We start from the raw sequence: 20,119 nt of genomic DNA on the forward strand, positions 1-20,119 counted from the left end.
CTCTTACTTTTCAAATGCAGATTTTTCCTTCAAGATCTGTGCAAATCCCATATGAAGTTCTTTTTTTGCCCATTCAAAATCAATCTCCTGATTGCTGTCATTCAAACAGACGCTTCCACTCTTCTGATGACCTATATCAGCCACAATCCTGCTGTTATCATTTGAGACATCATAATACCGGCAGAGTTTTCTTACATTGCCGGGAACAAAACCGCCTGTCAGTTTCTGATACTCCCTGAGCACATACTGGCTGACATCCTCTTTCTGACGAAATTTATGGCTGCACACCTCGTTTAACAACTCCGGTTCTAATTCCCACATTTTCACAAAAGTACTCTTTTTAAAAGAAGACGGCCCATGAACCGTGTAAAATCCTGTAAACAATGGGAACGCCAGTTCTAACATATTATAAATAAAATACATAAACGGATAACCGGGATGGAAATATGCTCCCGGCTGTTTTTTCATATTTTCACGTTTGTCAAAATATTTTGCCAGAAGCATGGTATTATTCAGGTAAATATATGGCATGACCTGATCTTTTGTATTTGCCACATCAGGCTGAAGAGCCAGCATATCCACCGGAAGATCATTTTTAAAATACTGTTCCGGTCTGACCTTTTTTATCAGAAACATATCATCATTAAAATATACAAAATTCTCTGCCAGACCTGGGATTCTGTGCATATTCCACTCAATGGCATGTGAATTAAATGTCGGCAGATATTTTTCCGGAATAAAATCTTTATGATTTACAATATTTAACTTCGGATGTTCTTTATTTAACCAGGATGGCAGATGCCCCCATGTAACAAAGTGTATCCTGCGCACCCATGGTGCAAAACGCTCCACACCACGAAACCAGTACCTCAGCAGATCCCAGTCTCTGTATCTCTCTTTTCTGTCATCCTGTTTCTGCGACAGATCCGGCTGCATACTGTACTCCATTTTCTGTTTCTGCCAGTCCGGATCATTGCCATCTACCCATGTGATCACAAAATCAATTTCCGGAATGTTATTGTCGCGTGTCATAATAATCTCCATTTCTGCCCAGCAAACATCTTTTTCATCTGCATGATAATTTTTACTTCTATCATGATAAAACAAATCCCGCAAAATGAAAATCCCATTTATCTGCTTAATTTATATTTTTTTAAGAAATCCTGTTTTTCCCGATTTTAAAGCATTTTCGTTGTTTTTGTTAGCACTCATTTAAAAAGAGTGCTGATTTTCTATTGACTTTTAAAATTTACGGTTATAATATTAGATTCAGGCAGCAGCGAAGCGGATCTGCTCCGCTGCATTTTATAACGATCATAAAGGAGTGTTTGAATATGGCAGAGAAACATGGAAATCTTTCAATTAACAGTGATAATCTGTTTCCGATTATCAAAAAATGGTTATATTCCGATCACGATATTTTCTTCCGTGAGCTGATCAGTAACGGCTGTGATGCTATCACGAAATTAAAAAAACTTGAGATGATGGGCGAATATACATTACCGGCAGACTACAAACCGGAAATTCACGTTGTCGTAAATCCGGAGGAAAAGACCTTAAAATTCATCGATAACGGTCTTGGTATGACTGCAGACGAAGTTGAGGAATATATCAACCAGATCGCATTTTCCGGTGCAACTGATTTTATTGAAAAATATAAGGACAAAGCAAACGACGATCAGATCATCGGTCACTTCGGACTTGGTTTTTACTCCGCATTCATGGTAGCCGATCAGGTAACGATCGATACTTTATCTTACAAAGACGGTGCAACAGCTGTTCACTGGTCCTGCGATGGCGGTACAGAATTTAATATGGCTGACGGCAATAAAGAAGGCGTCGGTACTGAGATCACCCTTTTCTTAAATGAAGATGCTGTTGAGTTCTCCAACGAGTACCGTGCAAGAGAAGTCATCGAAAAGTACTGCTCTTTCATGCCTACCCCGATCTTCCTTGAAAAAGCAAATGCCGAGACCGAATATGAGACGATCGACGCTGCTGATAAATTAGACACTGATACCGTTGTGGAGACGATCCATGAAGAAGCAAAAACAGAGGAAAAAGAAAATGAGAACGGCGAAAAAGAAGTCGTTGAAGTTTCCCCTGCAAAAGATAAATTAAAGATCGTAAAACGTCCGGTTCCACTTAACGATATAAACCCGCTCTGGGCAAAAAATCCAAACGAGTGTACGGATGAAGAATACAAGGCATTTTACCGTAAAGTATTCTTAGACTACAAGGAGCCGCTGTTCTGGATCCACTTAAATATGGATTATCCATTCAACTTAAAAGGTATCCTGTACTTCCCGAAGATCAATACGGAATATGATTCTATCGAGGGAACCATCAAACTTTACAATAATCAGGTATTTATCGCTGACAACATCAAAGAGGTCATTCCTGAGTTCTTAATGCTCTTAAAAGGTGTGATCGACTGCCCGGATCTGCCGCTTAACGTATCCAGAAGCGCATTACAGAATGATGGCTTTGTAAAGAAAATTTCCGAGTACATCACCAAGAAAGTTGCAGACAAACTGATCGGCATGTGCAAGACGGATAAAGAAAACTATGAGAAATACTGGGATGACATCAGCCCATTTATCAAATTCGGCTGCTTAAAAGATACCAAATTCTGTGACAAGATGAACGATTACATCCTGTTTAAGAATCTCGATGACAAATATCTTACTCTTCCGGAACTCTTAGTCAAAGAGGAAGAAAAGAAAGACGAAGCGAAAAAAGCTGAAGCTGAAGTATTAGACGCTGATGGCAATCCGATCAAATCCGAAAACGCTGATGCTGCAAATGAAAATGCAGAGGAAAAAGACGAGCGCAAGGTAATCTACTATGTAACTGACAAACTTCAACAGGGTCAGTACATCAAGATGTTCAAAGAGCAGAACATGGACGCTGTCATCTTAGACCACAACATTGATACTTCCTTCATTTCACAGTTGGAACAGCGCAACGAGCATTATAAATTCATGCGTATCGATGCAGATGTGACAGAATCCTTAAAGGACGAGATTTCTGCTGAGGACTTAAGGGCTGAGACAGATACCCTGACGGATGTATTCAAAAAAGCCTTAAACAATGACAAGCTGACTGTCAAAGTCGAGAAACTGAAAAATGCTGATATTGCTTCTGTCATCACTCTCTCCGAGGAAGGCAGACGTATGCAGGATATGATGAAGATGTACGCAATGAACGGCATGGGCGGTATGGACCCGAACATGTTTGCAGCAGATCAGACCCTGACGTTAAATGCAAATAACGAACTTGTAAAATACATTTTCGAGCACAAGGATTCTGAGCATGTTCCGATGTTCTGCGAACAGTTATACGATCTTGCAATGCTTTCAAACCAGCCTCTGTCTGTTGATGCAATGTCCAAATTTGTACAGCGCAGCAACCAGATCATGATGCTTTTAGCAAAATAAATATGAGTCATCCAGTTTATTAGATCAAAAAAAGCGATGCCACCGGTTAAAACCGTGCATCGCTTTTTTCATTTAATTCTAATTTTACAGGAAAACGCAATCCTGCTTTTTAATTCTATTGTTACATTGAAATCTTATCTAAAATTCCGGTCAGATGGGCGATCGTCACACCATAATTAGTCATCGGAACCTGCTGTTTTTTTGCTCGGTCGATCCGGGACAGCACATATTTACGGTTAAACATACATGCACCGCACTGGATGACCAGATCATAATCTGATAAATCCTCCGGGAAATCCGTTCCGCTTACAATATCTACCGTAAGCCCCTCCCCGGCACGTTTTTTTAACATGCGCGGGATCTTGACTCTTCCGATGTCTTCCTGCAACGGTGCATGGCTGCAGCACTCTGCAATCAGAACGTGTGATTCATTCGTCAGGGAGTCTAACATCTTCGCACCTTCCACATAATAAGGAAGATCCCCTTTATAGGCTGCAAATAAAACGGAAAATGAAGTCAGCATGCTCTCTTTGGGTTTGTGCTCATACACATAGCCAAACACCTGTGAGTCTGTAATGATCAGTTTCGGCGGTTCTTTTAAGGCTGCAAGTGCCGGCACCAGTTTGTCTGTTGTCACACTCATGACCAGACATTTTTTATCTAAAAGCTCCCGCAGCGTCTGCACCTGCGGCAGGATCAGGCGTCCTTTCGGTGCCTGAATATCCTGCGGCATAACCAGCAGGACAAGATCTTCCTCTGTGACAAGTTCTCCCGTGATCTTTCTTTCCCCGAAGTTTTCCGGTACAAGGCGGGCTAATTCTTCTCTTACCGCATCGATTCCTGCCCCGGTTTCTGCACTGATTGCAAGCGCTTTCTTTCCGGTTTTTTCTTTGATATATGAAATAAGTTCTTCTGTGTGCGGATCAATATCTGATTTTCCGACGAGGAACAAGACCGGTGTGTTTTTCTCTTTCAAAAACTGATACCACTTTAATTCTTCTGTGATATCCCATTCATTATCCGGCTGTGATACCACGATCACTGCAATATCTGCCTTTTCTGCCGCCAGTTTTGTCTTCTCCACACGACGTTCACCAAGCTCGCTTGTATCATCAAATCCTGCCGTGTCAATGATCACACAGGGACCAAGCGGGCTGATCTCCATCGGCTTATAGACCGGATCTGTCGTCGTTCCGGCAATATCCGCAACAATGGAAACTTCCTGATGTGTGAACGCATTGATAAAAGAAGATTTTCCACTGTTTGTTTTTCCAAACACACCGATATGCAGACGGTTGCTGCCCGGTGTGTCATTTAGTGTTCCTGCCATAGTACTCCTTTCGAACAGCCTGCGGGCATAATTTATCTGCCTTTGGTTTGTTCATTCCGAATATGCATCACGTTTTTCTTAGAATCTGAAATCACGTTTTCCTTCTGCAATATCATGAATATGCTCGTATGCAGTCTGTTTTACTTTCGGATTCGGAATCTTTTCGAGTTCTCTGTCGATCAGCTCCATACCAAGTTTTTTAGTCTCCTCGCTCGCATAATCCTCTAAGTATTCTTTTAACGTCATCAGCGCATTCGGGTGACAGCAGTTTAAGATCTGCATGTTTTTACAAAGTGCCATAAAACGGTCACCGGTTCTTCCCTCACGGTAACATGCCGTACAGAAACTTGGGATATAACCAAGTTTGATCAGCCAGTTTACAACCTCATCTAACGTTCTCTGGTCACTGACATCAAACTGCTCACTGGTCACTTCGTCCTCTTTTTCCGGCTCTGCATATCCTCCTACACTTGTCTTTGATGCGCCGCTGATCTGAGATACACCAAGCGGAAGTACTTTATTTCTCACTTCCTGGCTCTCTCTGGTTGAGATAATCATTCCGGTATATGGAACGGAAACACGGATCAGTGCACAGATTTTTGCAAATGTATCATCGGAAATACCGTTATCGAATGCATCCGGATCAATATCATCTGCATGTTTTACTCTTGGAACACTGATCGTATGAGGTCCCACTCCATGTACTGCCTCTAAATGCTCTGCATGCATTAAAAGTCCTGCAAACTCATAGCGGTACAGGTCAAGTCCGAATAATACACCAAGTCCCACATCATCAATGCCGCCCTCCATTGCACGGTCCATTGCTTCCGTATGATATGCATAATCATGTTTCGGTCCGGTCGGATGCAGTTTTTCATAGCTGTCTTTGTGGTAAGTCTCCTGAAACAGGATGTAAGTTCCGATTCCTGCCTCTTTTAATTTGCGGTAATTTTCTACGGTCGTTGCTGCAATGTTGACATTGACACGGCGGATCGCACCATTTTTATGTTTGATACTGTAGATGGTTTTGATACACTCTAAAATATATTCGATCGGATTGTTGACCGGATCTTCCCCAGCCTCTATCGCAAGACGTTTATGTCCCATATCCTGCAGTGCAGTAACTTCTTTTACGATATCTTCCTGTGTCAGTTTCTTTCTTGCAATGTGTTTGTTTTTCAGATGATACGGACAGTATACACAGCCGTTTACACAGTAGTTTGACAGGTAAAGCGGTGCAAATAATACGATACGGTTTCCGTAAAAGTCTTTTTTGATCTGCTCTGCAAGTTCATAAACTTCCTGGATCTTTTCCGGGATCTCACATGCTAAAAGGACAGATGCCTCCCCGTGATTTAAACCTTTTCTTAATTTTGCCTTTTCGATGATCTCATCGATCAGTGCCACATTGTCTTTGTTGGCATCTGCATAGGCAAGTGTCTCTTTGATCTCCTCGTCTGAAATAAACTCTTCTGCTTTTAATGATTTTGCGTTGTACATACATGCTTCCTTTCTTTCCGGTCAGTCTGCACCCGCTGTTACTGTTCACTCATACCGTGTGAGCAGTAACCACCCGCTTACTTTCCGGTTAGTATTTTTTATATGGTATGACAGTTTTTCTGTCACCTAAAACCGGCAATGCTATTTTAGAACTGCCAGTTCTTTATCTGTTTTCTCTGTTATGCCAAAAAATCTCCCCTGTTTACAACTACCTGATAACCAATGCTTTCCATGCGCCGCTGCATGCAGAAACGGCACTCTGCCGCCTCATCGCCGGTACAGATCTTATTGTCATATAATTTATATTTTTCACGCACGGCAACCGGAGACAAATTTGGCATGACAACATTCGCTCCTGCTAAGATTCCGAGCTCCCTGCCCTTTGGATGGATCGTTCCAAGTGCCGTGGTTGCCGGGAGCAGCACATGCGGATGGATCAGCCTTATGACCGACAGCAGCCGCAGTGTCATCTCCATCGTACCCGCCGTCTCATTGCCAAACGGCGTATCCTTCTGCGGGATAAATGGCCCGATACCGACCATCTGCGGTTTTAATCTGCGGATAAACTGCAGATCCTCCCACAAAGTATCTACGGTCTGATATGGCGAACCCACCATAAATCCACAGCCGGTCTGATATCCAATTTCTTTTAAATCTCTAAGACATCGCATCCGGTTCTGATAGGACATCTCCGCCGGGTGCAGCTTTTTATAATGTGCCTCATCTGCCGTCTCGTGGCGCAGCAGATACCGGTCTGCCCCGGCGTCAAAATATGCCTGATAACTCTCCTTTGATTTTTCACCGATGGAAAGTGTCACCGCACAGTCCGGATATTCCTCCTTGATCTTTGAAACAAGATGACAGATTTTTTCATCTGAATAAAATCCATCCTCTCCCCCCTGTAATACAAAAGTCCGGAATCCCAGTTCATATCCGTTCTTACAGCAAGAAAGGATTTCCTCCTCCGTCAGCCTGTAACGGTCTGCGTGGCAGTTACTTCTGCGGATTCCACAGTAAAGGCAGTCATTTTTGCAGTAATTGGTAAACTCGATCAGTCCGCGGATATAAATATTTTTTCCATAGATGCGGTCACCCACATTTCGCGCACGTTGTTTTAAGTCCTGTATCATTGCATTGTCCTCTGTGGAAAGAAGAAATGCAAGCTGTTCTTTTGTGATATCTGCTGTCTTTTCTATTGTCTCCGGCAGATTTTTAAGTTCACGCTCTGGCATGCCGTAGGTGCTCTGTGTGCTCTGTGTATTTTTGTTTTGATCTTGTATTATCTGGTTTTGTAACATAAATTCCTCATTTTTTAATTAATTAGTAATTTCAATTACATCTGCACTGGTGTACTGTATCACTAACAATAATAGCGTACACTAGCTTATGCCAACATTAGAATACACTGTCTTTGCCGTGATTCCGTTAAGTCTGCCAATTTTGCCGGAAAGTGCATTAATGATATCCTGCGGCGCATCGATCGCAACACTGATGATATGTACATTCCGCTCGCGGTATGGTAAACCCATACGTCCGATGATATACGAACCATATTCATGCAAAAGATTATTTAATTCTGGTGTGGAATCCATGTTTTCTACAATGATCCCTATCAAAGCTACTCTTGTTTCCATTCATTTTCTCCCTGATTACCAAATTTATATTATTTTCATACACGAATCTATGATGCAGCTTTTGGAACCAAAAAAGCTGTACCCCTAATTCCAGGTACAGCCCAAAAAGAGTCACAATGCGCCTCTTATATTTTACTCTATGCCGTACCTTTCATCTCAGATAATTCTTTCAATGTCAGTGTCTTTTCTTTTTCCATTTAAAATCTTACGCAAAAAGGACTTTAAATGTGCTCTTTGCAAAGATTTACAATATTACTTCACAAAAATACCCTCTGTATACATGAAAATTATACGGGCAAAATATTTTGCATATAAGTATTATGTATACAAAGGGTATCATGATTTTTTAAGAAATGCAATTATGTTTCTGTTCTGTATGCCATAAAATACAAAGCATCCCCTGCAAAAATCTGTCACACTTTTACGGCACCAGCTCTTCCTCCGGCACCTCGATCTCTTTGATCATCGTTTCATTTCCACATAAAAGCCAGGTATGTTCACCACCACACTCCGGGCAGATCTTACCGTGCTCTACGGTATCATATTCACAGCCACAGTCGTCACAATGTGTTACCGCATGGATCATATCAATTTTTAACTCACTGCCGGATAAGATCTCTGTACGGTCTGCTGCCCAGCGCCAGCAGTCTGTAAGATAGGACGGCACAATGCCGGACACTTCCCCAATGGAAAGTGTCACAGCCGAAACCTTTGTCAGATCATTTTCCTGTGCGATCTCCTCTACGCTTTTGATCACATGAAATACGATTCCAAGTTCATGCATTCGCTTTATTTCTCCTTTTTCCCAAAACGGATCTTCACTTCACGTTTTAACATATAAGGAAGAATTGCCTTCATCTTATCCTCTGCTTTTACCATGCGGCTGCACTCCGGCAGTTCACGGTGCAGATGGATCGCATCAAACTCACATTTTGTTGTGCAGACACCGCATCCGATACACTTGTTCGGATCCACCACGGAAGCACCACAGCCAAGACAACGCGCTGTCTCGATCTTCACCTGCTCCTCGGTCAGTGTCTTATGTGCATCACGGAAGGATCTGTGTGCATCAATCTTATCATCCATTGCAGGACTCTGTCTCTTTGCATTGTCATATCCTTCGAGCGCAAGATTTTCCTTATCCAGTTCGATAAACTGACGGCGGTTTCTTCCGATCGTCATGCTCGCATTTTCATGGACAAAACGGTGAATGGACTCTGCACCTTCTTTTCCGGCTGCGATTGCATTGATTGCAAAGCTCGGTCCGGTATAGACATCTCCACCAACAAAAATATCCGGTTCTGCAGTCTGATAAGTAAGCGGATCTGCCACAGCTCCGTTTCCTCTTCCAAGTTCCACTTTTGAACCTGCTAAAAGGTCACCCCAGAGGATACTCTGTCCGATACTTAAGTAAACATGCTCACATTCCACAGTCATCGTATCATTCTCATCAAACTGAGGGTTAAAGCGGCCTGTCTCATCTTTAACAGAAATACATTTTTTCAGCACGATGCCGCGTACTTTGCCATTTTCTGTTAGAATTTCTTTCGGACCCCAGCCACAATGAACGGCTGCGCCCTCTTCTTTAACTTCCGCCACCTCATCTTTTGATGCCGGCATCTCTTTTTCGGACTCCAGGCAGAACATGGAAACTTCATTTGAACCACAGCGTGCTGCTGTACGTGCCACGTCAATTGCAACATTACCGCCACCGATGACAACGGATCTGCCATCCACACGGTAATCTTCATTTCCACCGGATACGATATGTAAGAAATCAACTGCACTCATCACACCGTCCGCATCCTCACCCGGAATACCTGCTTTACGGCTTCCCTGACATCCGATTGCGATATAAAATACCTGATATCCCTGTGCACGCAGCTCATCTAATGAAATATCTTTTCCAACTTCCACGCCGCATTTAATATCTACGCCAAGTTCACGCATTACTTCAATCTCAGCATCCACAACATTTTTCTCTAATTTGAAGGAAGGAATACCGTAAACGAGCATTCCACCCGGACGTTCATTTTTCTCAAATACAGTCGGTTTGTAACCTCTGGCAGCCAGATAAAATGCACAGCTTAAACCTGCAGGGCCACCACCGATGATCGCGATCTTCTGTGGGAAAGTTCCACGGTTTGACGGCTGTACGACTGGTGGAATATAACGCGTTTCTGCCTTTAAATCAAGTTCTGCGATAAATTTCTTAACATCATCGATCGCAACCGCCTGATCTACGGTACCTCTTGTACATGCATCCTCACAACGATGGTTGCAGACACGGCCGCAGACTGCCGGAAATGGATTCTCCTTTTTGATCAGGGCAAGCGCATCCGTATAACGTCCCTGTGCTGCCATTTTTAAATATCCCTGTACTGCGATATGTGCCGGGCAGGCAGTCTTACACGGTGCTGTTCCGGTATCATAGCAGTTGATACGGTTATTATCACGGTAATCCATATCCCATTTTTCCGGTCCCCATTTGGTATTATCCGGCAGTTCGTGTTTCGGATATGTGATAGCTCCGTCTTTCGTACAAAGCTTCTGACCAAGTTTTACGGCACCTGCCGGGCAGTACTCTACGCAGCGTCCACATGCAACACAATCCTTCGTCTCAACCTTTGCCACATAAGCAGAACGCGACATATTCGGCGTGTTAAATAACTGTGAAGTACGAAGCGCATTACAGATATTTACATTACAGTTACAGATAGCAAAAATCTTGTCCTCGCCGTCAATATTTGTGATCTGATGGACAAAACCGTTGTCCTCTGCACGCTGTAAGATCTCCATTACCTTTTCACGTGTGATATAATGTCCCTTATTTGTCTCAACCAGATAATCAGCCATATCGCCGACACCGATACACCAGTCTTCCGGATCATCCGCACATCCCTCGCCTAAAACACCGCGTGAATAACGGCAGGAACATGGACCTGCTGCGTATTTTCCGTCATATTTATCCAGCCAGTGGGAAATATGCTCGACACTGACAGACTCATTCTCTGTCTCGATCGCTTTCTCAACCGGAATAACATGCATACCGATTCCTGCGCCTCCTGGCGGTACCATCGGTGTTACTTTCTGCAAAGGTAAAAATGCCATACGCTCAAAGAATGACGCTACCTCTGGGTGCTCTTTGATCTGGTCTAACTTCATATTAAAGAACTCTGCACTTCCCGGTACATACATCGGAAGAACATACTGTTTCTCATGCTTTGGATTTTCCCAGTTATATTCCAAAAGACCGATATTGCTCATCTCCTGCAGCAATTCTTCGAGTGCTTTCTCTTCTTTTCCGGTTGCTTTTACGATCTGCGCTAATGTCATCGGCTTACGCACTTTCATTTTCAGTGCAACCTCTGCCATCTCATCGGTCACAAGTGCCTCTAAACCATAATATTCCGGATCTTCTGCTGTCACCGTATGACCGATGCGGTCAGTGATCTTCTGGCCTAATTTTAAGATCAGCTCTCTCGGCTGTTCCGGTGGTGTGTACTCAAACTTTTTCATGCGTGTTCCTCCTCTTTCCATGCAGCTGTTTCTGTTTTCAGCCAGTCTGCCCATTCTTCAATACCCTCTCCGGTCTTTGCACAGATCGGGATGATCTTTGCATTCGGATTGCGCATTAAGATATTCTTTTTACACTGTTCCAGATCAAAATCAAAATAAGGCATCACATCTATTTTGTTGATCAGTACAACATCGCAGATAGAAAACATCAGCGGATATTTTAAAGGCTTATCATGTCCTTCCGGCACAGATAAGATCATTGCATTTTTAACAGCACCTGTGTCAAACTCTGCTGGACATACCAGATTGCCGACATTCTCTAAAATAACCAGTTCCACATCATCTGTCCCAAGTCCTTTTAATCCCTGTCCCGTCATATCTGCATCCAGATGACACATGCCGCCTGTATGAAGCTGGATCGCTTTTGCTCCGGTCTTTAAAATCGTCTCTGCATCCACATCTGAATCAATATCTGCTTCCATGACACCGATCTTTAAATCATCTTTCAGTGCCTCGATCGTGCGTGTTAACGTCGTTGTTTTGCCCGATCCAGGTGATGACATAAGGTTCAGTAAGAACACACCATCTTTTTTCAGTTCTTCGCGGAGCAATGCTGCCTGCTTGTCATTGCTCTCGAAAATACTCTGTTTTACTTCCAGAATCCGTACATTTCCCATTGATAATCTCCATTTCTGATGTAACATTTTTGTTTCGTCTGTTATTTATAGATAAATTCTATCATTTAATAGTGGTGATGTCAATAAATTCTGGTCATACCAGTGTGCCAATTATTTATATTTTGTTTAGAAACACGTAATATTTCATAAATATGTTCCTAAAAATCAGATACAATATGCTTATTCATAAAACTTATAACACCACGTGTGCAATCGGCGTATACAAAATGGATAAAGGAGATTATTTATGAATACAACACAAACGAACAGCACCGTCTTATTCTGCGACTATTACAAACAATGGATCACCGTATACAAAGAAGGTGCCATAAGAGCTGTAACTATGCAAAAATATCTGATGGCCCATCACTGGCTTGAGAAACTTGTTCCTGATTTAATCATCAGCGATCTTGACCGGATTTCTTACCAGAAACTGCTCAATGATTACGCTTCCACACACGAGCATCAGACAACTCTCGATTTTCATCATCATATAAAATGTGCTGTACTTGATGCCGTTGATGAAGGACTTATTTCCAGAGATCCCACCCGAAAAGCCATTATTAAGGGAAAACAACCCGGTGATAAAAAGATTAAATATCTCAATCAGTTTGAATTGCATAAATTAATCGAAGATTTAACATTGGAACAGAATATTTCCTGGGACTGGTTCATTCTTTTGGTTGCCAAAACAGGTATGCGATTTTCCGAGGCACTTGCTTTAACACCAAAAGATTTTGATTTTGCCCACCAGTCACTCTCCATTTCTAAGACCTGGGACTATAAAGGTGACGGCGGTTTCCTTCCCACGAAAAACACTTCCTCTGTGAGAAAAATCCAGATTGACTGGCAAACGGTTATGCAATTCTCAAATTTATTAAAAAATCTTCCAGAGGATGAACCCATCTTCGTAAATGGAACCAAAGTATATAACTCCACTCTAAATGGCATATTAGCGCGCCACTGTAGAAATGCCGGCATACCTGTCATTGCAGTACATGGTCTTCGCCATACACATGCCTCTTTACTTTTGTTTGCCGGAGTTTCTATTGCAAGTGTTGCACGCCGGTTAGGACATTCAAGCATGACAACAACCCAAAAAACATATCTGCATATCATACAGGAACTTGAAAGCAAAGATGTAGATATCATCATGCGCTCATTGTCAAATTTAAACTAAAATCAAAACCCTTGTCTGCATGCTCTACAGACAAACACATTGTCACAAATTTATAATACGCCGATTCTAAAAATAGCTGCCGCATTTTTCAGCTCAGCGGCAGCTATTTTGCATACTTTATCCGATCAGGCAAGTAATGGAAGAACGCTTTCCATCAGATTATTTTTAAAATCTTCTATCATTTCTTTTCTGAATTTAAATTTTGGCATTGGTTCATTTTCATTATTTTTATACGATGTATAATCTGCCTTTTCCTTTAAATTATTTTCATTTGCAAGCTCTCCATCCTTGAAATTATATACCTCATATCGTACCGTTTCAAAATCTACATACCACTGACGGGCAAAATCTTCTATCTCTTTGTCAATGGCTGCGTATCTCATTTCATTAATAATCACGGAAATATCCTGTCCTATATACTTTGTTTTATCTTTCTCAATCTGATCGACCACTGACTCTAACAGGGCACTGAGTTTTGGATTATCTTTCGAAAAATCCTGAATCAGACCACGGATCATACTCATATCATGTTCAAAATCTGCTTCTTTAAAATTATCCTCCGATTGATCTAAAGATTCGACAACTCCCTGCAGCAACTCAATAATATACTCAAAGTCCACTCGCAGTTTACTGTAAGCAATCAGATCATAATCATCCATAACCGGATTATCCTCATCCTGCTTATCTTCTTCTGCCTTCTTTAATTCTTCCATCACATTATGATACATTGCTGCATAATCTTCATATTCTGCTTCCGAAAACTCATAATCTGCAAGAATTTCATCACTGTAATTCGAAAATGCCTTTAAATGTGCAAAATCATGATCTAACGCACGAAACATATGTACAAAGGCTTTTTTCTGTTTTTTTGACAATCCTGCAACATCCATTGGTGTACTTGCAAGCGTATGTATTGTTTTTACTGAAATTGCAAATGAACTTAATACATCATCCCAGTCTTCTGCAATCGGGCTTCCATCGCCGCCTCTGGAATACAATTTTAATGCATAATTGATCGCATTTTTAAAATCTCCGGGAGATTGAAATGTTACAACCTGACCATATTGCTTATTTGGATCAAATAAACGATTTGTCCTGGAAAATGCCTGTATCAGATCCTGCGGGCTCATCGGCTGACGATCCATAAACAACGTTGACAGACACGGTGCATCAAAGCCTGTCAGCAGCCGGTCGACTACGATCACAAGATCCAACTGCTGGCTTCTTTCCAGATACCGCTTCTCTTTTCTTGCAAGCCGGTCATTCAAATTGCTGTTATATGCGTTGATTCCCTCAATTTTATAAGTAGTTCCAAACATTTCATTATAATCGTCCATGGACTCCTTCATCTTTTCCTGATAAATACTGGATGTCTCTTCATTTTCTGATAACGAATACGTAATAGCAAATTTCGGGAAATCCGGCATTGCACGGCTGATATCTTCGTGAATCTTTAATTTATCCTGTCCCGCTTTTACTTTTTTCAGCAGCTCATAATATTTCTGCGCTTTTGGAATCGAATTAACTGTCAAAATTCCCTCGTATGTTTTGCCTTTGACATTCTGCATACCAAACTTTGTATAGGACTGATTCAATATGACATCCAGTACTCTGCGCATATGATCTTCCGTCTCAAATGCGGATAAATCAACATTGGCATTTTTCGGTCCAAGATTTTCGATCATAAATCCCAGAACTGCCTCATCATGAATCGCTTCTTTTATGGTATAACTGTGCAGACATTTTCCATACAACTGCTCTGTCGTCTGTGGCAAATCTCCTTTTTGTTCATACTTATTCTCTTCAAAAATTGGCGTCCCTGTAAAACCATACCACAAGGAATTATTAAAAAAACGTTCCAGCAATCTCTTTGTCTCCGGAGTAACTGCCCTATGACATTCATCCACTACAAAAGCGACTCTCAGACTTTTTATTTTCTGGTATTCTTTTGTACCTTCCTGCAGACGTTTATTGACCATCGTCTGCATCTTCTGCCTTGTTGTTACAATCATCTGGCGATTTCCATCTGCCAGCTTTTTGATCAAAGTATCCACATAATCTGTATCATCTACGTCTATCGTATCATTGTCCGCATAAGACTGAAATGCCATCTTTGTCTGTAAATCAAGATCTTTCCTGTCGATCAAAAAAATTGTCTTTTCTATGGATGGGATATCCATCAGCAAATTTCGCGTTGCCTTATAAGATGTCATTGTCTTTCCCGAACCTGTGGTATGCCAGATAAATCCCGATTCGCCCCTCTTTGAAGCAGCTCTCATAGCTTCAATCGCATGTATCTGGTACGGACGCAGGATCAATAACTTCTTCTTATCATTATCCAATACCGTATATTTTGTTACCATCTCATGTGCTTCCGGTATTTTCAGCACCGCTTCGGCAAAATCAATATAATCACATACTGATAAATTTTCTTTATCAATCCACCCGGTTATAAATTTTTTGTTTAATTCCGTGTCTCTTGCCGCTGAAAAATACTTTGTATCAACCGCATTACTTACCACAAACATCTGCACATTCGAGAAAATCCCATGAAATTTCCCCTCTGCTATATACTTTTTGATCTGCCGGTATGCATCCATATAAGAATGTTCTTTATTTTTCAATTCAATATGGATCATTGGTATACCGTTAATCAGAAGCGTCACATCAAATCTCCGGTCACGATTATCATTTTCCTCACCCGTTGCAAACGCCTGATACTGATTGATCACTTCATATACACTGGTTCCCCCTGCGATATGCTCATTGTTCATCACAAGTAAATGCAGTGTCTCATTTCCACGCTGCACATGCACATATACTTTGCCGTTCTCACCAACCAGCCACTTTCCGGCATCATAGAAGGAGGCATGTGAAAGATCATTCTTCACCTTTGCAAATTCGGAGTCAGATAATGGCGTATCATTTAATTTTGCCTTATTGTTCTGCTCTAAAATATATTTAAAATTGCTCCAAAGCTGCTCTTCTGTTCTGATATCCGGCCGGTATGTCCACTGTGATTCACCACTGCATAACTTATCGATCAGTCTTTTTTCGATGACTGCTTCTAATTCTGCCATAATTTTTCCTTTCTCATTAGTTCAAAACGTATCCTTCTTCATAGGAACAACGCAGGTAATCCTCGATCCATTCATCACAGACTTGTTCCATAGAAAGACAGTGATTCACAGGTGCCGCTTTTATCTGATGCGCAACATCATCATCAGATAGTCTATTTACAATATCTCGGACATGATTATGTGTACTTCTTGCAACAAATTCTATTACTATGCATACATAAAACAAATCATCCGTTACTAAATTTTTCATGTATTTTGTCACTCCTTTCATATTTCAGGCAGGAAAGTGCCTGAATACTCCTTATAACGTTTAAGGCATCTACCATTTATGTAATTTTATCATATATTTTCACTTGTGTCGTAGAAACATGCGCTGTAGCATATACTTTTTTATTTTTCTTAGTAACTTATACTTACGCTGATGAAGAGTGATAAGATGGTCGAGGTTTTTCAAATATGCAGAAATCATACATTGTTCTTCTTTTGAGGAAGGCATGGATATTGTAACCTCATCAAAAAATGCTTTTGTATCAACATTTAATAATCCATGATTTCTAGCACCTTCTGCACATATCATTGTAATGTCAGAATACCATTTAAGAGTATCAAAAAAACATTCCAAATAATCTGAATCCACATCATCTGATGTTATCCCAAAACATATATACAATGTCGATAAACAACCCTGTTCATAGGCATTTAGTCGCTTTATAGAACCATAATCAAATCCCTTAGAATAACTTTTGTTATATGCAAATTCTCCTTTTTTCAAAAGATAATAATTTGACATGTCCTTTGCCGCAACAATCTTATTAAAAAAATCTCTTTGATCAATTAATCCATATTGAGATGCTATTGTCAGGGGCAAATCTGATTCGTTATTTATATTTTTCCTAGTGATTCTTTCACACACTTTCCCCAACTTACGCTGTTCCCAAGTAATAACATTTACAGCCTGTCTCTAACCATCATTAACGTATATCCCAATAAATTTTGTCCTCTCCATTTTCCCATATCCAGACGATCCGGATCATTCATAGACAATCCAATTCCCCAAATCCTATCTTTTACTGCACATTCCGCAAGAATTTTGTCATTTGTAACCAGCAATGTCTCCCTCAATTTATCATTTTGAGAAAATTTTTCTATAAGTCCCTCATAAACTACAATCTGCCGTATTCCATTCCAGTAATTCTCACTATATCCCGACACCATACGTCCTAATTCTTTGATTGTTCCAACGCTTTCTGTTTCTAATATCTTTTGGGCAATCACATGATCTTTAAAACAAACTGCCTTTTGATACATCATATATTGTTCCATGGATGAAAACGTGATTCCATTTATCGTAAATTTTGACATATACCAGTTGCTCAGATATCCATTTTCTTCGTCCGGATTATGAAAACATATCATGTCCATTTTAAGCCGCACCTACCTTTTTTACTGCCAGATCGAGTTCTAAGTCATGCAGTCCGTGATATGCTTTCATCAAAAAATTTAATGGCACTTTTTCTATCACTTCTGCACTTGGAATATTGTAATACCATTGATAATATGCATAAAACTCACCGATCCAGTCCGGCATAAATCCTTCTAAAGCCTTACCTTCCTTTAATTTATACTTTTCTGTATCCAAGAAGTATTTCCACAATTCTTTGGCATCCATGGTATTTACATACGCCTTTGACTCATCGATATACTTTCTGGTTTTGCTTTTCATATATGTTTTTATAAAATCTGCCGTATCATTTTGGGGAAATGTCTGTGCCACAAAATCAAACAATTTTCCCTGACTTTCTACCACATCATCTAAATATGTTTCTGAATATGCCTGCATCTTTCTTACCTCACAAAAGTGTACTAAACACGTTGGTTACTTTATTCGCATCCGAATCAATCAGTTCTTTCATCCTTTTTCTCGCTGTCACGTCACGCTCATTATACTTTTCATTAAATTCATTGTAGTCCACCGCGGCAAGTTCTTCTTTTCTCTCATGTAATCTTGAATATGCCAATTCTGATTTGATGCAATACTGTATCCCCAGTCCTCCGAGCAACAACAATTCTTCTAAAATTTCCACATCAATTTCATCTCTGACAAATGCTTTTGCAATATAAAAATATGATGCATCCGCTCTCCATCCTTTTATCACATCAAAACTGCCTGTTTCTATTCCATATTTCGCAATGAATTTCTGGGATAACATTCTATATCGTTTCGAATCAGCTGCATCTCTGTGTTTCATTAATTCTGCCAGCCACGATAAAATACTATGTTTCTGAAAATCAAGTACTTTTAAGCCCTCCATATCCAGTTCATATTTATGAACCCAACCATTTGATTCATCCGGTCTGCAAACCGCCCACTCTTTCGCAAGATCAACACTTTCTGTCAAATAAAATCCTTTTCCGTAATCATGGCGCTCTTCTCCCAATCCCAAAGTCGGTTTTATTTCTTTGTCAGGACTCCCATGATATAAGATAATCTTCCCCATATCCGTTATTCTCCCTATACAAACATATTTTGAAGCATATATTTCTTTAAATTTTTCAAATTATCTGCTTTACGCTGATGAAGAGTGATAAGATGGTCGAGGTTTTTCAAATATGCAGAAATCATACATTGTTCTTCTTTTGAGGAAGGCATGGATATTGTAACCTCATCAAAAAATGCTTTTGTATCAACATTTAATAATCCATGATTTCTAGCACCTTCTGCACATATCATTGTAATGTCAGAATACCATTTAAGAGTATCAAAAAAACATTCCAAATAATCTGAATCCACATCATCTGATGTTATCCCAAAACATATATACAATGTCGATAAACAACCCTGTTCATAGGCATTTAGTCGCTTTATAGAACCATAATCAAATCCCTTAGAATAACTTTTGTTATATGCAAATTCTCCTTTTTTCAAAAGATAATAATTTGACATGTCCTTTGCCGCAACAATCTTATTAAAAAAATCTCTTTGATCAATTAATCCATATTGAGATGCTATTGTCAGGGGCAAATCTGATTCGTTATTTATATTTTTCCTAGTGATTCTTTCACACACTTTCCCCAACTTACGCTGTTCCCAATCATCAGTAAATCCATCAAACCGAATCTCCGGATTTTTTGCTCCATTTTTCGGAAACATTTTTTGAAGCATAAATTTTTTCATTTTTTTCATTTCATCACACTTACGCTGATGAAGGGTGATAAGGTTATCGAGGTTACAGAAATAACCCGCAATCACTTTCTGTTCTTCATATTTTGGAACATCAACTACAAATTCCTGCATATCTGACGCAAGGATATGTTTTATGGTATTACCAGTCGTAATGTTTTCTATTTTCTTCTTAGCTTTATCAGTTTGATATTCATAATTCAAAAAGTAAGGCTCAATTTCTTCTTTTGGATTTCTAAACATGATTAAGGCATGAGCCGCTGTATTGTCCAATTCTTCAGGGATTACAGCTGCATGTCCAACATGACCAGACTGAACCATAACCATATCTCCGGTATGTAACCATTTGTCTTTTTGCTTTTCATAGAATTCGTCATTTATGAAAATCTCAGAGTTATGATTTATCTGTCCATCTTTTACATTATTAGATTCCAAATAAAAATGTCCTTGTTCTGCATAGTATGGAGTAGCTGTTCCTACAAATGCATTTCCAATCGAACCATATATATCTTCCAGCTTACGCTGTTCCCAATCATCCGTGAACCCTTGAAACCTGATATTTGGTGTATTTGCCATAG

17 protein-coding genes are annotated in these 20,119 nt (G+C 40.3%); 2 read left to right on the forward strand and 15 right to left on the reverse strand.

Annotation, left to right across the window (positions count from 1 at the left end):
- Nucleotides 1-3: 3 nt before the first annotated feature.
- Nucleotides 4-1,032 (reverse strand): stealth family protein, encoded by a 1,029-nt coding sequence (locus ACDD58_RS15925; protein WP_243006924.1) that lies wholly within the window; start codon nucleotides 1,030-1,032, stop codon nucleotides 4-6.
- Nucleotides 1,033-1,334: 302 nt separating this feature from the next.
- Between ACDD58_RS15925 and htpG the strand changes: the two genes are divergently transcribed.
- Complete coding sequence (gene htpG, locus ACDD58_RS15930) at nucleotides 1,335-3,440, forward strand: molecular chaperone HtpG (RefSeq protein WP_370778370.1); 2,106 nt, start codon at nucleotides 1,335-1,337, stop codon at nucleotides 3,438-3,440.
- A 121-nt stretch (nucleotides 3,441-3,561) separates the two neighbouring features.
- On the opposite strand, the gene hydF is transcribed toward htpG, so the two are convergent.
- The 7 genes from hydF to hypB all read right to left on the reverse strand — a co-directional run bounded on the left by hydF (nucleotide 3,562) and on the right by hypB (nucleotide 12,100).
- Complete coding sequence (gene hydF, locus ACDD58_RS15935; RefSeq protein WP_370778372.1) at nucleotides 3,562-4,770, reverse strand: [FeFe] hydrogenase H-cluster maturation GTPase HydF; 1,209 nt, start codon at nucleotides 4,768-4,770, stop codon at nucleotides 3,562-3,564.
- Between the two features lie 78 nt (nucleotides 4,771-4,848).
- On the reverse strand, nucleotides 4,849-6,270 hold the full coding sequence (gene hydG, locus ACDD58_RS15940; RefSeq protein WP_370778374.1) for a [FeFe] hydrogenase H-cluster radical SAM maturase HydG: 1,422 nt from the start codon (nucleotides 6,268-6,270) through the stop codon (nucleotides 4,849-4,851).
- Nucleotides 6,271-6,449: 179 nt separating this feature from the next.
- Nucleotides 6,450-7,568, reverse strand: coding sequence for a [FeFe] hydrogenase H-cluster radical SAM maturase HydE (gene hydE, locus ACDD58_RS15945; RefSeq protein ID WP_118210620.1), 1,119 nt, complete (start codon nucleotides 7,566-7,568; stop codon nucleotides 6,450-6,452).
- Between the two features lie 81 nt (nucleotides 7,569-7,649).
- Complete coding sequence (locus ACDD58_RS15950) at nucleotides 7,650-7,904, reverse strand: TM1266 family iron-only hydrogenase system putative regulator (RefSeq protein ID WP_117922287.1); 255 nt, start codon at nucleotides 7,902-7,904, stop codon at nucleotides 7,650-7,652.
- A gap of 421 nt (nucleotides 7,905-8,325) precedes the next feature.
- Entirely contained in the window at nucleotides 8,326-8,688 is a 363-nt protein-coding gene (locus ACDD58_RS15955) for a hydrogenase maturation nickel metallochaperone HypA (protein ID WP_370778377.1), read from the reverse strand.
- A 5-nt stretch (nucleotides 8,689-8,693) separates the two neighbouring features.
- Nucleotides 8,694-11,423 carry an FAD-dependent oxidoreductase gene (locus ACDD58_RS15960; RefSeq protein ID WP_370778378.1) on the reverse strand — a complete coding sequence of 910 codons (2,730 nt, stop codon included), beginning with the start codon at nucleotides 11,421-11,423 and terminating at the stop codon, nucleotides 8,694-8,696.
- Nucleotides 11,420-12,100, reverse strand: coding sequence for a hydrogenase nickel incorporation protein HypB (hypB, locus tag ACDD58_RS15965; protein ID WP_118210622.1), 681 nt, complete (start codon nucleotides 12,098-12,100; stop codon nucleotides 11,420-11,422). The genes ACDD58_RS15960 and hypB overlap by 4 nt, the downstream gene beginning before the upstream one ends.
- A 247-nt stretch (nucleotides 12,101-12,347) precedes the next feature.
- Here hypB and ACDD58_RS15970 point away from each other — a divergent pair, with 247 nt between their 5' ends.
- Nucleotides 12,348-13,280, forward strand: a complete 933-nt coding sequence (locus tag ACDD58_RS15970) for a site-specific integrase (RefSeq protein WP_118210623.1) — start codon at nucleotides 12,348-12,350, stop codon at nucleotides 13,278-13,280.
- 125 nt (nucleotides 13,281-13,405) lie between these two features.
- On the opposite strand, the gene ACDD58_RS15975 is transcribed toward ACDD58_RS15970, so the two are convergent.
- From ACDD58_RS15975 to ACDD58_RS16005, 7 genes are all read right to left on the reverse strand, one after another.
- Nucleotides 13,406-16,360, reverse strand: coding sequence for an HsdR family type I site-specific deoxyribonuclease (locus ACDD58_RS15975; protein ID WP_118210624.1), 2,955 nt, complete (start codon nucleotides 16,358-16,360; stop codon nucleotides 13,406-13,408).
- Between the two features lie 16 nt (nucleotides 16,361-16,376).
- Nucleotides 16,377-16,610 (reverse strand): hypothetical protein, encoded by a 234-nt coding sequence (locus ACDD58_RS15980; RefSeq protein WP_147403020.1) that lies wholly within the window; start codon nucleotides 16,608-16,610, stop codon nucleotides 16,377-16,379.
- A 99-nt stretch (nucleotides 16,611-16,709) separates the two neighbouring features.
- Nucleotides 16,710-17,273, reverse strand: coding sequence for a restriction endonuclease subunit S (locus tag ACDD58_RS15985; RefSeq protein WP_243103007.1), 564 nt, complete (start codon nucleotides 17,271-17,273; stop codon nucleotides 16,710-16,712).
- A gap of 35 nt (nucleotides 17,274-17,308) precedes the next feature.
- Complete coding sequence (locus tag ACDD58_RS15990; RefSeq protein WP_118210627.1) at nucleotides 17,309-17,782, reverse strand: NADAR family protein; 474 nt, start codon at nucleotides 17,780-17,782, stop codon at nucleotides 17,309-17,311.
- Nucleotide 17,783: 1 nt separating this feature from the next.
- The gene (locus ACDD58_RS15995) at nucleotides 17,784-18,200 is read right to left on the reverse strand and encodes a hypothetical protein (RefSeq protein WP_118210628.1); all 417 of its coding nucleotides are present in this window, start codon (nucleotides 18,198-18,200) and stop codon (nucleotides 17,784-17,786) included.
- Between the two features lie 10 nt (nucleotides 18,201-18,210).
- Nucleotides 18,211-18,858 (reverse strand): DUF3990 domain-containing protein, encoded by a 648-nt coding sequence (locus ACDD58_RS16000; RefSeq protein ID WP_118210629.1) that lies wholly within the window; start codon nucleotides 18,856-18,858, stop codon nucleotides 18,211-18,213.
- 14 nt (nucleotides 18,859-18,872) lie between these two features.
- Nucleotides 18,873-20,117, reverse strand: a complete 1,245-nt coding sequence (locus ACDD58_RS16005) for a restriction endonuclease subunit S (protein ID WP_370778382.1) — start codon at nucleotides 20,115-20,117, stop codon at nucleotides 18,873-18,875.
- Between the last annotated feature and the right edge of the window lie 2 nt (nucleotides 20,118-20,119).

Source organism: Roseburia sp. (genome assembly GCF_041325975.1).
Classification (GTDB): domain Bacteria; phylum Bacillota; class Clostridia; order Lachnospirales; family Lachnospiraceae; genus Roseburia; species Roseburia rectibacter.

Excerpts from the sequence above, each read along its gene's own strand:
- hydF (WP_370778372.1), bottom strand. The coding sequence starts at position 4,770 with ATGGCAGGAACACTAAATGACACACCGGGCAGCAACCGTCTGCATATC.
- ACDD58_RS15950 (WP_117922287.1), bottom strand. The coding sequence starts at position 7,904 with ATGGAAACAAGAGTAGCTTTGATAGGGATCATTGTAGAAAACATGGAT.
- ACDD58_RS16005 (WP_370778382.1), bottom strand. The coding sequence starts at position 20,117 with ATGGCAAATACACCAAATATCAGGTTTCAAGGGTTCACGGATGATTGG.
- hypB (WP_118210622.1), bottom strand. The coding sequence starts at position 12,100 with ATGGGAAATGTACGGATTCTGGAAGTAAAACAGAGTATTTTCGAGAGC.
- ACDD58_RS15960 (WP_370778378.1), bottom strand. The coding sequence starts at position 11,423 with ATGAAAAAGTTTGAGTACACACCACCGGAACAGCCGAGAGAGCTGATC.
- hydG (WP_370778374.1), bottom strand. The coding sequence starts at position 6,270 with ATGTACAACGCAAAATCATTAAAAGCAGAAGAGTTTATTTCAGACGAG.
- ACDD58_RS15980 (WP_147403020.1), bottom strand. The coding sequence starts at position 16,610 with ATGAAAAATTTAGTAACGGATGATTTGTTTTATGTATGCATAGTAATA.
- ACDD58_RS15925 (WP_243006924.1), bottom strand. The coding sequence starts at position 1,032 with ATGACACGCGACAATAACATTCCGGAAATTGATTTTGTGATCACATGG.
- ACDD58_RS15970 (WP_118210623.1), top strand. The coding sequence starts at position 12,348 with ATGAATACAACACAAACGAACAGCACCGTCTTATTCTGCGACTATTAC.
- ACDD58_RS15990 (WP_118210627.1), bottom strand. The coding sequence starts at position 17,782 with ATGGACATGATATGTTTTCATAATCCGGACGAAGAAAATGGATATCTG.
- ACDD58_RS15955 (WP_370778377.1), bottom strand. The coding sequence starts at position 8,688 with ATGCATGAACTTGGAATCGTATTTCATGTGATCAAAAGCGTAGAGGAG.
- htpG (WP_370778370.1), top strand. The coding sequence starts at position 1,335 with ATGGCAGAGAAACATGGAAATCTTTCAATTAACAGTGATAATCTGTTT.
- ACDD58_RS15975 (WP_118210624.1), bottom strand. The coding sequence starts at position 16,360 with ATGGCAGAATTAGAAGCAGTCATCGAAAAAAGACTGATCGATAAGTTA.
- ACDD58_RS16000 (WP_118210629.1), bottom strand. The coding sequence starts at position 18,858 with ATGGGGAAGATTATCTTATATCATGGGAGTCCTGACAAAGAAATAAAA.
- ACDD58_RS15995 (WP_118210628.1), bottom strand. The coding sequence starts at position 18,200 with ATGCAGGCATATTCAGAAACATATTTAGATGATGTGGTAGAAAGTCAG.
- hydE (WP_118210620.1), bottom strand. The coding sequence starts at position 7,568 with ATGTTACAAAACCAGATAATACAAGATCAAAACAAAAATACACAGAGC.